This window comes from Myroides sp. LJL116, assembly GCF_054871685.1.
In genome coordinates this window covers 50,918-63,576 of sequence record NZ_JBTXLR010000017.1, presented here as the reverse complement: position 1 = coordinate 63,576, position 12,659 = coordinate 50,918, and the positions used below count along the sequence as shown (strand labels likewise).

Genomic DNA, 12,659 nt, shown 5'->3' with positions numbered 1-12,659 from the left:
TTGTCCTTGCTCAATTTCCTGAACAACTTGAAATTTGAAACTTAGCGTATAATCTTTTTGAGTACGCTTTACATAAGGGTTTGCCATAACGATTACTTTTGTTGTATCGTTATACTAGGACGTGACAATCTAAATATAAAAAGAGTCGAAAATATTTCGACTCTTTTTTTTTTTGCAATGATTTTTTAATATAGTTCTTAAGCTTAAATAATTGGAAAATCACTTAATTTTTTCTTAATTTTATATAAACTATTATTATGAAATCAGAAAAAATAATCACTCGTATTCTTCCAATTTTACTACTTGTAGCTCTTTTAGCCTTAGGTAGTTGTACCCATAATGACAATTCCATTGGAGATAGAGCTACCGAACAATGGGAAAACTTTGTAAAGAAAGATTTAATAGGCAAATGGAATCCTTCTGTTGTAGAGGTTAAACCACTTATAGGTAAGCCAATTTTTACTATGGATTATCCTGTTTTACCTAATTGTTCTGCGGATGTTTTAGAATTAAAAAATGATTTAACTGGAACTTTTAGCCATTTTGAACAGGGGTGTAAAGCTCTAGATATACCATTTTCATGGAGTCATATTTTACTTCGTCTTAGTTTTACTCTAGAGGATGGTAAAACTTTTACTCCAATCTTATTAAATAAGAATGCGACAACTTTAGAGCTGGCAGTACCTGTAAAATCTTTACTTCCTTTGATAAAAGAATATTTTCCGGAGATAGATGCTTTGGAAGAAGATGCATTAGATCTTCTATTTGTCAATATTATTTTAAAAAAATAACCATTATTATTACTCTAATTGTTAAAAAATGAATTTGTAGTTGATTTATCTATATAATATAGATTTAACCTAAATTAAAATCACTATATTTAAATAAAAAAAGTATGTTTCAAACAGGATTTATCATTTTCGTAATTGTCGTTCTGATATTTTTAGGCTTATTTACCGTTAAACAACAATCTGCTGTTATAGTAGAGAGATTCGGTAAATTTAATAGTATTAGACATTCTGGATTACAATTGAAGATTCCCTTAGTGGATCGCGTGGCAGGTGTTTTGAATTTAAGAATTCAGCAATTGGATGTTTTAATTGAAACAAAAACAAAGGATAATGTTTTCGTTAAGTTAAAAGTATCCGTACAATTTAAAGTTATTCCAGAGAAAGTTTATGAAGCTTTTTATAAGTTAGAGTATCCACATGATCAAATAACCTCTTATGTTTTTGATGTGGTACGCGCCGAGGTACCAAAATTGATTTTAGACCATGTATTTGAAAGAAAGGATGATATTGCTATTGCTGTAAAAGCAGAATTAAATGAAGCAATGACTACTTATGGTTATGACATTATTAATACTTTAATAACAGACATTGATCCAGATATTCAAGTGAAAAATGCCATGAACCGTATAAACGCTGCCGATCGTGAAAAAGTTGCAGCAGAATACGAGGCTGAAGCTAGTAGAATTAGAATTGTTGCAAAAGCTAAAGCAGAAGCAGAATCTAAACGTTTACAAGGACAAGGTATTGCTGATCAACGTAGAGAAATAGCTAATGGTTTAGTAGAAAGTGTAGACACTCTAAATAAAGTAGGTATTAATTCACAAGAAGCTTCTGCTTTAATTGTAGTGACACAACATTATGATACTTTGCAAAGTGTAGGATCAGATACTCGTAGTAACTTAATCTTATTACCGAACTCACCTACGGTAGCCTCTGATATGTTAACTAATATGGTTGCTTCTTTCGCAGCAAGTGGGAAAGCATTACAGGATATGAATGAAAATCAGAAAGAAGATAATTCAAAGGCTTTTAAGCGTTCAAATAAAAACTATGAGCAAATAGATGACTTAGATTAAAAAGTTGCTTATATAGGCTTTTAAATACACAAAAAAAGGATACCACAGTAAGTGGTATCCTTTTTTTATACTTATCACTAAGTTATTTGTTTTTTCTACGATTTAAAATTTGTTTTAAGATCGTTGTAATAATAAATGCTTGAAAACTTCCAGAAGATTTTACATAAGTGACCATTGAGCCAACTGAGCTTTTTAATAATTGATCAGGCGTTAATTCTTCTTTAATAATGTCTACAGATTGAAATATTTTTTGATAATGTAATTCTCTCTTTATACGTAGAATATTTAAGTCTTTATTTATATCCTCTATTGAGGAGTAGGATTTTTTTATCATAGCCAATGTGTTTTAATCTTGAAGCATTATTTCAGATAGCTTTTTAAGTAAAGGTTTCTCTACTATTCTTTTTCTAAGTAGATAAGCCAACAGAGTAAGCAACAAATAAAAGCCACCTACAATTAAAAAACCTAAAGGTCTATGTTGCATACTCTCTCCAATAGCGAATGCAGCAAAAAGAGATAAGAATAACATGGCCATCATTAAAAATAGACATAGAAGAATTATTGTCATAAAAATACTTCCAGCTTTAGCGCTCACCTTGAAGCCCCATAAACGATAGTAGTTTAAACTGGAGGTAACAAATTCCTCCGAATTTGTTTTAATTTCTCCTATTTCATTCTTGATATCTTTAAATGCCATTGTTATTTTTTTGTTTTATTTCTTAATTTGTTCTGCTACGTGATGAGTTTCTTTTTTCAATTCAGCTAATTTCTTTTCTAAAGCAGAAATTACTTCATCTCTTTTCTTACCTGTAGTAGAAATAAATTCATCAAAATTTCCTTCGAAGTCATTTTTTTTACGCTCTACAACGCTTCTAACTTGTTTTTTAAGTTCATCAATTTTATCCTCGAATTCTTCTTTAGATGAATCGAATGATTTTTGAATTTTTCTTCTAGTTTTTCTTCCTTCTTCTGGAGCAAATAATACTCCTAACCCTGCTCCTACTACAGCTCCTGCAATAACAGCAATTAAAGTGCTTCCTAAACGATCTGACATAACAATAGTTTTTTAAATTAATTACTCTAAGTTATAAAAAAACAAACGCCTTAACTGTTAAAAAAAAGTTAAAGCGATTTGTTTTATTTTATCGTTTAGTAAAAAAGCTAATTATTTTTGATCAACTTTTGCCCACGTATCTCTTAGTCCAACTGTTTTGTTAAAAACGATATTATTTTGTGAACTATCTTTATCTACACAAAAATATCCTAAACGTTGGAACTGGAATTTATCCCCTTCTTTAGCATTTGCTAAGCTTGGTTCTAAGTATCCTTTTACGACTTGTAGAGAATTTGGATTAATAAATTCTAAGAAATCTATTTCCTTATTTCCGTCTGGATTCTCATCTACAAATAAACGGTCGTAAATGCGAATTTCTGCTTCAATAGCATCCGGGATAGAAACCCAGTGAATAGTTCCTTTTACTTTACGTTTACTCTCCTCTGTTCCGCTACCACTTTTACTTAATGGATCGTACGTTACATGGATTTCTACTATATTTCCTTGTTCATCTTTTACTACGCTTTCACCTTTGATGATATAAGCATTTTTAAGACGTACTTCTTTTCCTAAAGTTAATCGGAAGAATTTACTATTAGCTTCTTCTTTAAAGTCATCTCGTTCAATATATAACTCTCTAGAGAAAGGAACTTCTCTATAAGTCATTGTTTCTTCTTCAGGATTATTCTCTGCCTCTAGCCATTCTTTTTGACCCTCTGGGTAATTAGTAATAACTAGTTTTACAGGATCTAAAACAGCCATAACTCTTGGTGCTTTTTTGTTCAAATCCTCACGAACACAAAACTCCAATAAAGAAACATCAATAAGGTTATCTCTTTTAGCAATTCCGATAGTGTCTGCATAATTTCGGATAGATTCAGGAGTATATCCTCTTCTTCTTAAACCAGAAATAGTAGACATTCGTGGATCATCCCAACCTGTAACATGTCCTTCGCTAACAAGGCGTGCTAATTTTCTCTTACTTACAACGGTATGAGATAAGTTACGACGTGCAAACTCTCTTTGTTTTGGTCTAATTTTATTAGGGTCTACAACCTGATCTAAAAACCATTCATATAATTCACGGTGTGGCAAGAATTCTAAAGTACAAAATGAGTGTGAAATACTTTCTAAGTAATCACTTTCTCCATGTGCCCAGTCATACATTGGGTAAATACACCAATCGTTAGCAGTTCTATGGTGATGCTTTTTCATGATTCTATACATAATAGGATCACGCATTAGCATATTGGTATGAGTCATATCTATTTTAGCACGTAAAATATGAGTTCCTTCATCAAACTCACCATCTTTCATTCTTTGAAATAAATCTAAATTTTCTTCAATAGAACGATTTCTATATGGACTATTAGTTCCTGGAGTACTTGGAGTTCCTTTTTGTTGTGCCATCTCCTCAGAAGATTGACTATCTACATAAGCTTTATCCGCTTTGATCATCTCTACAGCCCAATCATATAATTGTTGGAAGTAGTCCGATGCATATACTTCGTTAGCCCAGTTATATCCTAACCATTGCACATCATATTTAATTGCGTCAACAAATTCTTGTTCTTCTTTGGAAGGGTTAGTATCATCAAAACGCAAGTTAACAGGCGCATTGTATTTTAATCCCAATCCAAAGTTTAAACAAATAGAACTTGCGTGGCCTAAATGTAAATATCCATTAGGTTCTGGCGGGAAACGAAAATGAAGTTTCTCAGTTGGCATACCATTTTTGATATCCTCTTCAATGATTTGCTCAATAAAGTTTAATGATTTTTCTTTTGTTGACATGGATATAATTTATAAAATATACACACAAAGGTATCAAATTTCTAGTCAAAATGTGTTATTTTGTATTCATGATTTCTTAATAGGCAAAAAAATGTTGTAATTTTAGGGCTATTAAATAATAAGTTTTTTTAAATGGGAATTATTAAGTTAAATAATATTAGAGTTTTCTCCTTTCATGGTTGTATGGAAGAAGAAGCTAAAATTGGTTCAGATTACCGCGTTGATTTGCAAGCCAAAGGAAATTTTAGAAATGCAGCTGCTTCAGATGAGCTTTGTGACTCTATTGATTATGTACATTTGAATAGAATCGTAAAAGAAGAAATGGCTATTCGCTCTAAATTATTAGAAAACGTTTGTCAAAGGATAATTAACAGGGTTCTTCTAGAAATACCAATGGTTGAGCAAGTAAATGTAGCTGTTTCAAAAATTAATCCACCTGTAGGAGGAGATGTTGAATCGGTAACCGTTGAGATGCAGGAACTTAGATAAAAACAGTAAATAAAGTGGTTTTTTTTTGCTCCAATAGTTTTGAAGTTAAAAAAAAATCACTAAGTTTGCATTCCAATTCGGAGATATGGCATCGTGTCCGAGTGGCTAGGAAGCGGTCTGCAAAACCGTCTACAGCGGTTCGAATCCGCTCGATGCCTCCAAATAAAAAGCCTTAGTGAAAACTAAGGCTTTTTTGTTTTATCGTAAATCTATCCATGGTTTTTAAAATAATAAAAGGTCCTTTTTTCTAAAAAAAGGACCTTTTATTATTTCTGTGTATCTATGATTGGTAGAGAAATAGTTTCTTTTTTATTTATTGGAATAACACTTTTAAGCATTATTACTAACCCGAAAATAATTAATACCAGACTACTTATCTTCTTTATTTTTAAAATATTATGTGGGGTCAATTTCTTTCTTAATTGTTTAGCTAAAGCAATTTTGAATATATCAGTAATAAAATAAGCTAAAATAGTAAAGCCAAAGAAAGTAAACATCCTCTTAGAATCCATTTCCATTTTAGGCCCCAAAGTGATGATAATAGCTAACCAAAAACCAAGTACCCCTACATTGATAAAGTTTAATAAGAAACCTTTTACAAAGAGGTTAAGGTAATCTTTTCTAAGGTTTGGAGCAGTAAGTAATAGAGTATCTACTTGTACTCTTTTTAATCTTACAAAACTTATTACACCATAAGTAAGCATTATCAAACCTCCAAAGATAAATAATGCAGGATCGTCCTTAATGGTATTAATAAGACGAAAACTGCTGAAAAAAGCGATGGAAAAAAAGATAGCATCTGCAATAATAACCCCTAAGTCAAAGGTAATTGCTGCTTTAAAGCCTCTAGTAATACTAGTTTCAATAAGTATAAAAAAAACAGGCCCGATCATAAAACTCAAGAAAAAACCTAGAGAAATACCTGTAATTAAGTCGTCTAACATTGTATTCAATTAAAAATGCCAATTTCTATAAAATTGGCATTTGTTTTTTTTTGCAATTTACATTTTTTATTTCAAAAGTAATAATTCACTTATTTAACTTTTTTGATTACTCCACCAGCTATATTTTTCTGATTGATAACTTTTGGATCACCGTAAATATAAATATTACCTCCTGCTCTAGTTTTTGCATCTACTAAATCGCTTGCTTGAATACTAGCCTTACCACCAGCATTTACAGTTACTGTAGTTTGCTTAGTTTGCAAATCTTTGTTTTGTACATCTGCTCCAGAATTAGAAACAATATTTTGTACACTTGCATGTCCATTTACTTTGATAACTGAGCCAGCACCAGCTGTAATATTTAAGCGGTCTGTTTGTACCTCAATATCAATTAAGGCACCAGTTTTAGCTTGTAAATCCATTGCAACTGAACTTAGAACTTCATTTGAACGAACAGTTGAACCTTCTCCAGCATTAATTTCATTGATACCATTGTGGTATAATGTTACTTTGATGTCATCACCTTGAAAGCTATTAGCGAAGTTCATTTTAATCTTTAGATGACCATTTTTGTTGATCACATTTACATTATCTGCATCGCTTCCTTTTATCTCAATAGTATTTGATCCAGATGGAGATTCCACTAAAGTAACTCTAATTTGATCAAATACACTTACTTTATTAAAAGTACCAACGTCTTTTGTATTTTGTGAAAATCCTATGCTGATCACTGTCAAGCTTAGAATTAGGGCTAGTTTTTTTATCATTTTTATGCTTTTTTAATATAGTTAAAGTCTAATTGTTTTTTTACTAAATCGGCGTTCTTTACACTTACAATTACTTGATCACCAAGTTGAAGTGTGCTTGAAGTACTTTGACCAACTAAAGCATATTGCTTTTCATCAAATACATAGTAGTCATCCTTTATTTCTCTAATACGAACCATACCTTCGCATTTATTCTCTTGGATTTCTACGTAAATACCCCATTCTGTAACTCCAGAAATTACACCCAAAAACTCTTTATCTTCTTGGCCTTGCATGTATTTTACCTGCATGTATTTAATACTATCTCTTTCTGCTGAAGCTGCCAGGTTTTCCATAGAAGAAGTATGGGAACACTTTTGTTCATATTCTTCTTGATTCACTGAAGCTCCATTGTCTAAATAATGTTGTAATAGACGATGAGCCATCACATCTGGATATCTTCTAATAGGAGAAGTAAAGTGAGAATAGTAATCAAAAGCTAGACCATAGTGTCCAATATTATTGGTAGAATAGCTTGCTTTACTCATACTTCTAATAGTTAGAGTATCTACTAAGTTTTGTTCGCGTTTTCCATCTACATCTTTTAAAAGTTGATTCAAAGATGACGAAATGCTTTGCTTAGATTTTAAATTGATACTATACCCAAATTTCGAGATAACATTTTGTAATGCAAATAGTTTGTCTTGATCTGGTTCATCGTGAATACGATAGATAAAAGTTTTTTTCTGCTTTCCAATAAATTCTGAAACCTTTCTATTGGCAAGTAGCATAAACTCTTCAATTAAGTGATTTGCTTCTTTTCCTTCTTTGAAATATACTCCAATTGGAACACCATCTTTATCTAAGTTAAATTTCACTTCTATTTTGTCAAAGGAAATTGCCCCGTTTTTCATGCGTACCTCTCTTAGCTGCTTAGCTAAATCATTCATTTTAAGTACTGCCTTAGCGATAGGTTCTGCCACAGTATGTTCCTGTTCTGTAATAGAGATTTCTTTAGGAATAGTAGTGTCTTGTGTATCTATGATATACTGGGCTTCTTCATAGGCCATTCTAAAGTTAGAGTGAGTCACTGTTCTTCCAAACCATTTGTCTACAATTTGTGCTTTGTCATTTAATTCAAAAACAGCAGAAAAGGTAAACTTATCTTCATTTGGACGTAAAGAACATGCAAAATTAGATAGTACCTCGGGTAACATTGGAATTGTCCTATCCACCAAATAGATAGATGTAGCTCTTTGATAAGCCTCTTGATCTAAGATTGTTCCTTCTTTTACATAATGAGAAACATCGGCAATGTGAATACCTATTTGGTAATTACCATTTTCTAATTCTTCAAAAGATAACGCATCATCAAAGTCTTTAGCATCTTTAGGGTCAATGGTAAAGGTTAGAACCTCACGCATATCCCTTCTTTTTAATACCTCTTCTTCTTGAATACTAGTATCAATCTTTTGAGTAAACTCCTCTACCTCTGCTGGGAACTCTGCAGGTAAACCATATTCCGCTAGGATAGCATGAATTTCAGTATTATGTTCTCCTTGTTTTCCTAAAATACGTAGGATTCTTCCAAAAGGACTATCTGCTCTTTCTGGCCAAGCTTCTAATTCTACTAAAACAACATCTTTATTTTGGGCCTCCCCTATTTTATCTTTCGGAATAAAAATATCCGTATACATTTTTGGATTAGCTGTAGATACAAAAGCAAAATTTGGCTGAATATCAATAACCCCAACAAATTGGGTTTTATTTCTTTTTATAATTTCAACAACTTCGGCTTCAGGTTTTTTACCTCTGCGTTTATTATAAATATACACCTTAACGGTATCTCCGTGTAAGGCCTTATTTAAATTATTACTAGGGATAAATACATCTTCTTCTAAATCCTCACAAACAAAATATCCTGTCTTACGCGCAGTCATATCAACTTGTCCTTCGTAATAATTAGATTGACCAATAAATTTATATTTTCCTGGTTCTGTTTCTTCTATTTTTTGATTGGAATGTAAGAATTTTAGATCGCGAATTATTTGATTGCGACCAGCTGTATCTGTTATTTCTAATTTAGCTGCTATTTGTTTATAATTTAAGCTCTTATTGGCGCTTTTAGAAAGAACTTTGAGAATCTTAGTAGATAAATCAGAGTCTTTCTTCTTTTTATTTTTAAAATTTTTTGCCATTCTTTTCTTCTATTTTTCATTTCAGTACTTTGTACTGAAAATTTTAGTTTAAATGTACAAAATACAATGCGTTTTAAACACATTATACGGATAAATTATAAATTTATTATGTTTTTTTATTATACTTTTCTATAAATATATTTTAGGCACATTAAAATAATCGAAAAAAGAAATTTCTCTATTAGTTTAAAATGGGTGAGATTTTTTTTGTATCCGGTCTTTAATGGGAATGTTGACTTATTAAAATACAATTCTCTGGGTATACTTATTGTTTTTTAGTATATTAGTTAACAGAGTTTTGTCTTTAATCTTAAAAGATTAACCATAAAATATCTACCCGTTATTTATACTCAAAAAACATAAAATTATGACAATAGAAAATGTTTGCGTGGCTGGAAGTGGTGTATTAGGTTTTCAAATTGCTTTTCAAACAGCATATAAAGGATATAAAGTTTCTCTTTATGATATTAATGAGCAGGCTTTAGAAAACGCTAGAAAAAAATGGGAAGAGTTAGCGCGTATTTATCAAGATACTTTAGGAGTTAGTGCAGAAGAATTACAAAAGGCTAAGCAAAACTTATCTTATTATACAGATTTGGCAGAGGCTACAAAAAATGCAGACTTAGTGATTGAAGCAGTACCAGAAGATCCAAAAATTAAAATAGCATTTTATAATAAACTCTCTAGTGTAGCTCCTGAAAAGACAATTTTTGCTACCAACTCCTCTACTCTATTACCAAGTAAGTTAGCAAGTGCAACAAAACGTCCTAAGCAGTTCTTAGCTTTACATTTTGCTAATGAAATTTGGATACATAATACAGCTGAAATAATGGGGAGTGATCAAACTGATCCCGAAGTATTTGACTTAGTTGTTTCTTTTGCAGAATCAATTGGAATGGTTGGTTTACCTTTAAAGAAAGAACAACCAGGTTATATTCTAAATTCTTTGCTTGTTCCTTTTTTAGAAGCAGCCACTAATTTAGTAGTAAATGATATAACGGATTATTCTACGGTAGATAAAACTTGGATGATTGCAACAGGAGCTCCAATGGGACCTTTTGCAATTTTAGATATTGTTGGTATTACCACAGTATATAATATAAATAAGATAAAAGCCGATAGCTCAAAGGACCCAATGGCAATAAAAACCATTGCATATTTGAAAAGTGAATTTATTGATAAAAATAAATTGGGTGTGAGTACCAATCAAGGGTTTTATTCCTATCCTAATCCTGCTTATAAAGATAAAGATTTTTTGAAATAAGAGTTAAATTAGATTTAAAAAGAGATTAAACCGAGTGTTTTATATTGTGATTTTTATAAAAATCCACCTTATAGTGTTGTGGATTATGTGTTTGAATGGATAAATAGTAAGATATAACGAATTTCTATTGGCAACTATATAATTTTTTGTAAATTGGCAATTGCCAACAAAATTATTTATATATGGAAAACATTTCTTATGTACATGGTGCTTCCCAAACACCATTGTTAGGAGAAACTATAGGTCAAAATTTAAAAAGGATTACTCATAAATTCCCGGATAACCCTGCAATTATTAGTGTTTATCAAGATTATCATGCCACTTATAGTGAATTTTATCAGCAAACCACTGATTTAGCAAAGAGCCTTTTGGCCTCTGGAATTAAGAAAGGGGATAGGGTAGGTATATGGGCTCCCAATTGTTATGAATGGGTATTATTACAATATGCTACTGCTCGCATTGGGGTTATTCTAGTGACGGTTAACCCTGCTTATCGTAGTTCTGAGTTAGAATTTGCTATAAATCAATCCGGTATTTCTTTATTAGTATCAGCTGTTCGTTTTAAAAGTAGTGATTATAAAAGCCTTATTTCTCAGGTAATGGATAATGTACCTAGTTTGAAAAAAGTGGTTTTTTTAGGAGAACAGTGGCAAGAGCTTTTAGCCAATGCTAATAGGATTAGTGATTTAGAATTAGAAATTGTTGAAAATAGTATACAATTTGGTGATCCTGTAAATATCCAATATACATCTGGAACAACTGGGTTTCCTAAGGGAGTTACCTTAACTCATCACAACATTTTAAACAATGGGTATTTTATAGGCTTACGCTTAAATTACACCCATAAAGATAGGGTGTGTATTCCTGTTCCTTTTTATCATTGTTTTGGAATGGTAATTGGAAATTTATGTTGTACTTCTCATGGAGCAACCATAGTGATTCCAAACGACGGATTTGACCCAAGTTTGACTCTTGAGTGTGTACAGAACCAAAAATGTACTTCTTTATATGGAGTGCCAACAATGTTTATAGCTGAACTTGATTTACCTAATTTCCAAGACTATGATTTAAGTTCTTTGCGTACTGGAGTAATGGCCGGATCTTTATGCCCAGAGTCTGTAATGCGTAAGGTTAAAGAGCAAATGAATATGGAAGAGGTTAGTATTTGTTATGGTATGACAGAAACTTCTCCAGTTTCCACTCAAAGTAGAATCGGAATTGATATAGTTAAACAAACCACGACAGTTGGTACAGTTCAAGATCATATAGAAATTAAAATTATAGATCCACTTTCAGGACAAATAGTACCACGTGGGCAAGCAGGTGAACTATGTACAAGAGGGTATTCTGTTATGTTGAAATATTGGAATGATCCAGAAAAAACCCAAGAAGTTTTAGACCAAAGTGGTTGGATGCATTCGGGAGATTTAGCCATCATGGACCAAGAGGGATATATATCCATTACAGGACGAATAAAAGATTTAATCATTAGGGGAGGAGAGAATATTTCACCAAAATGGATTGAAGATTTTTTATATACTCACCCAAGTGTTAAAGATGTTCAAGTAATTGGAGTGCCTTGTCAGAAATTTGGAGAAGAAATTATGGCTTGGGTTATTTTAAAAAATGGATGTCAAGAGACACCAAATAGCCTTCAAAATTATTGTAATCAAAAAATTGCGCATTATACCATCCCTAAATATTGGAAGTTTGTATCTGAATTTCCTATGACTATTTCAGGAAAAGTTAGAAAAGTTGAAATGAGAGAGATTGCAACCAAAGAATTGCAACTTTAAAAAGAAAATTGTTTTAAATTTGTAGTTTATAAATAACAACACAACACAACAATGAAAATAGCAATTGGTAATGATCATGCTGGTCCTGCTTATAAGAAGGCAATAGTAGAGTTTTTAGAATCTAAGGGACATGAGGTAGTTAATTATGGAACAGATAGTTTTGAGTCTGTAGATTACCCTGATTTTGGGCATAAAGTTGCACAAGATGTTCAAGATAACAAAGTAGATTTTGGTATTGTAATATGTGGTAGCGGAAATGGAATTGCCATGACAGCAAACAAACACCAAGGTGTTCGTTGTGCTTTATGTTGGACAAAAGAAATTGCAGAGCTTGCACGTTTACATAACGATGCTAATGTAATTAGTATACCTGCGCGTTTTACTTCTATAGAACAAGCTGTTTGTATGGTAGAAGCCTTTTTAAATACAGAATTTGAAAATGGTAGACATGCATTAAGAGTAAATAAAATTAGCTGTTGCTAATCTTAAATAGAATACTAAATAAGA

13 protein-coding genes and 1 tRNA gene are annotated in these 12,659 nt (G+C 31.7%); 7 read left to right on the top strand and 7 right to left on the bottom strand.

All coding sequences use genetic code 11. The annotated features are described in order from the left end of the window. The first annotated feature begins 257 nt into the window (after positions 1-257). Positions 258-791 (top strand): hypothetical protein, encoded by a 534-nt coding sequence (locus tag ACYSNM_RS11795; RefSeq protein WP_461757096.1) that lies wholly within the window; start codon positions 258-260, stop codon positions 789-791. A gap of 104 nt (positions 792-895) precedes the next feature. After that, positions 896-1,867: an SPFH domain-containing protein gene (locus tag ACYSNM_RS11790; RefSeq protein WP_461757095.1), complete on the top strand. Its 972-nt coding sequence runs from the start codon at positions 896-898 to the stop codon at positions 1,865-1,867. An 82-nt stretch (positions 1,868-1,949) separates the two neighbouring features. Here the strand turns inward: ACYSNM_RS11790 and ACYSNM_RS11785 are convergent, their stop codons facing one another. From ACYSNM_RS11785 to ACYSNM_RS11770, 4 genes are all read right to left on the bottom strand, one after another. Then, entirely contained in the window at positions 1,950-2,201 is a 252-nt protein-coding gene (locus ACYSNM_RS11785) for a DUF6327 family protein (protein ID WP_461753332.1), read from the bottom strand. A 12-nt stretch (positions 2,202-2,213) separates the two neighbouring features. Then, positions 2,214-2,564 carry a phage holin family protein gene (locus ACYSNM_RS11780; RefSeq protein WP_461757094.1) on the bottom strand — a complete coding sequence of 117 codons (351 nt, stop codon included), beginning with the start codon at positions 2,562-2,564 and terminating at the stop codon, positions 2,214-2,216. 15 nt (positions 2,565-2,579) lie between these two features. Continuing rightward, positions 2,580-2,921 (bottom strand): YtxH domain-containing protein, encoded by a 342-nt coding sequence (locus ACYSNM_RS11775; RefSeq protein ID WP_461757093.1) that lies wholly within the window; start codon positions 2,919-2,921, stop codon positions 2,580-2,582. A gap of 111 nt (positions 2,922-3,032) precedes the next feature. Beyond that, the gene (locus ACYSNM_RS11770) at positions 3,033-4,715 is read right to left on the bottom strand and encodes a glutamine--tRNA ligase/YqeY domain fusion protein (protein WP_461757092.1); all 1,683 of its coding nucleotides are present in this window, start codon (positions 4,713-4,715) and stop codon (positions 3,033-3,035) included. A gap of 132 nt (positions 4,716-4,847) precedes the next feature. On the opposite strand from ACYSNM_RS11770, the gene folB reads away from it, so the two are divergent. Next, positions 4,848-5,204 carry a dihydroneopterin aldolase gene (gene folB / locus ACYSNM_RS11765; protein ID WP_461753336.1) on the top strand — a complete coding sequence of 119 codons (357 nt, stop codon included), beginning with the start codon at positions 4,848-4,850 and terminating at the stop codon, positions 5,202-5,204. An 87-nt stretch (positions 5,205-5,291) separates the two neighbouring features. Next, positions 5,292-5,365 (top strand) — tRNA-Cys (locus tag ACYSNM_RS11760). 105 nt (positions 5,366-5,470) lie between these two features. On the opposite strand, the gene ACYSNM_RS11755 is transcribed toward ACYSNM_RS11760, so the two are convergent. From ACYSNM_RS11755 to rnr, 3 genes are all read right to left on the bottom strand, one after another. After that, positions 5,471-6,148, bottom strand: coding sequence for a LysE family translocator (locus tag ACYSNM_RS11755; RefSeq protein WP_461757091.1), 678 nt, complete (start codon positions 6,146-6,148; stop codon positions 5,471-5,473). Between the two features lie 89 nt (positions 6,149-6,237). After that, the gene (locus tag ACYSNM_RS11750) at positions 6,238-6,915 is read right to left on the bottom strand and encodes a head GIN domain-containing protein (protein ID WP_461757090.1); all 678 of its coding nucleotides are present in this window, start codon (positions 6,913-6,915) and stop codon (positions 6,238-6,240) included. A 2-nt stretch (positions 6,916-6,917) separates the two neighbouring features. Then, complete coding sequence (gene rnr / locus ACYSNM_RS11745; RefSeq protein ID WP_461753339.1) at positions 6,918-9,092, bottom strand: ribonuclease R; 2,175 nt, start codon at positions 9,090-9,092, stop codon at positions 6,918-6,920. A 367-nt stretch (positions 9,093-9,459) separates the two neighbouring features. Here rnr and ACYSNM_RS11740 point away from each other — a divergent pair, with 367 nt between their 5' ends. The 3 genes from ACYSNM_RS11740 to rpiB all read left to right on the top strand — a co-directional run bounded on the left by ACYSNM_RS11740 (position 9,460) and on the right by rpiB (position 12,635). Then, positions 9,460-10,356 (top strand): 3-hydroxyacyl-CoA dehydrogenase, encoded by an 897-nt coding sequence (locus ACYSNM_RS11740; protein WP_461757089.1) that lies wholly within the window; start codon positions 9,460-9,462, stop codon positions 10,354-10,356. A gap of 182 nt (positions 10,357-10,538) precedes the next feature. After that, positions 10,539-12,152 carry an AMP-binding protein gene (locus ACYSNM_RS11735; RefSeq protein ID WP_461757088.1) on the top strand — a complete coding sequence of 538 codons (1,614 nt, stop codon included), beginning with the start codon at positions 10,539-10,541 and terminating at the stop codon, positions 12,150-12,152. 51 nt (positions 12,153-12,203) lie between these two features. After that, positions 12,204-12,635 (top strand): ribose 5-phosphate isomerase B, encoded by a 432-nt coding sequence (rpiB, locus tag ACYSNM_RS11730; protein WP_461757087.1) that lies wholly within the window; start codon positions 12,204-12,206, stop codon positions 12,633-12,635. The last annotated feature ends 24 nt before the right edge of the window (positions 12,636-12,659 follow it).

Excerpts from the sequence above, each read along its gene's own strand:
- ACYSNM_RS11795 (WP_461757096.1), top strand. The coding sequence starts at position 258 with ATGAAATCAGAAAAAATAATCACTCGTATTCTTCCAATTTTACTACTT.
- ACYSNM_RS11790 (WP_461757095.1), top strand. The coding sequence starts at position 896 with ATGTTTCAAACAGGATTTATCATTTTCGTAATTGTCGTTCTGATATTT.
- ACYSNM_RS11785 (WP_461753332.1), bottom strand. The coding sequence starts at position 2,201 with ATGATAAAAAAATCCTACTCCTCAATAGAGGATATAAATAAAGACTTA.
- ACYSNM_RS11780 (WP_461757094.1), bottom strand. The coding sequence starts at position 2,564 with ATGGCATTTAAAGATATCAAGAATGAAATAGGAGAAATTAAAACAAAT.
- ACYSNM_RS11775 (WP_461757093.1), bottom strand. The coding sequence starts at position 2,921 with ATGTCAGATCGTTTAGGAAGCACTTTAATTGCTGTTATTGCAGGAGCT.
- ACYSNM_RS11770 (WP_461757092.1), bottom strand. The coding sequence starts at position 4,715 with ATGTCAACAAAAGAAAAATCATTAAACTTTATTGAGCAAATCATTGAA.
- folB (WP_461753336.1), top strand. The coding sequence starts at position 4,848 with ATGGGAATTATTAAGTTAAATAATATTAGAGTTTTCTCCTTTCATGGT.
- ACYSNM_RS11755 (WP_461757091.1), bottom strand. The coding sequence starts at position 6,148 with ATGTTAGACGACTTAATTACAGGTATTTCTCTAGGTTTTTTCTTGAGT.
- ACYSNM_RS11750 (WP_461757090.1), bottom strand. The coding sequence starts at position 6,915 with ATGATAAAAAAACTAGCCCTAATTCTAAGCTTGACAGTGATCAGCATA.
- rnr (WP_461753339.1), bottom strand. The coding sequence starts at position 9,092 with ATGGCAAAAAATTTTAAAAATAAAAAGAAGAAAGACTCTGATTTATCT.
- ACYSNM_RS11740 (WP_461757089.1), top strand. The coding sequence starts at position 9,460 with ATGACAATAGAAAATGTTTGCGTGGCTGGAAGTGGTGTATTAGGTTTT.
- ACYSNM_RS11735 (WP_461757088.1), top strand. The coding sequence starts at position 10,539 with ATGGAAAACATTTCTTATGTACATGGTGCTTCCCAAACACCATTGTTA.
- rpiB (WP_461757087.1), top strand. The coding sequence starts at position 12,204 with ATGAAAATAGCAATTGGTAATGATCATGCTGGTCCTGCTTATAAGAAG.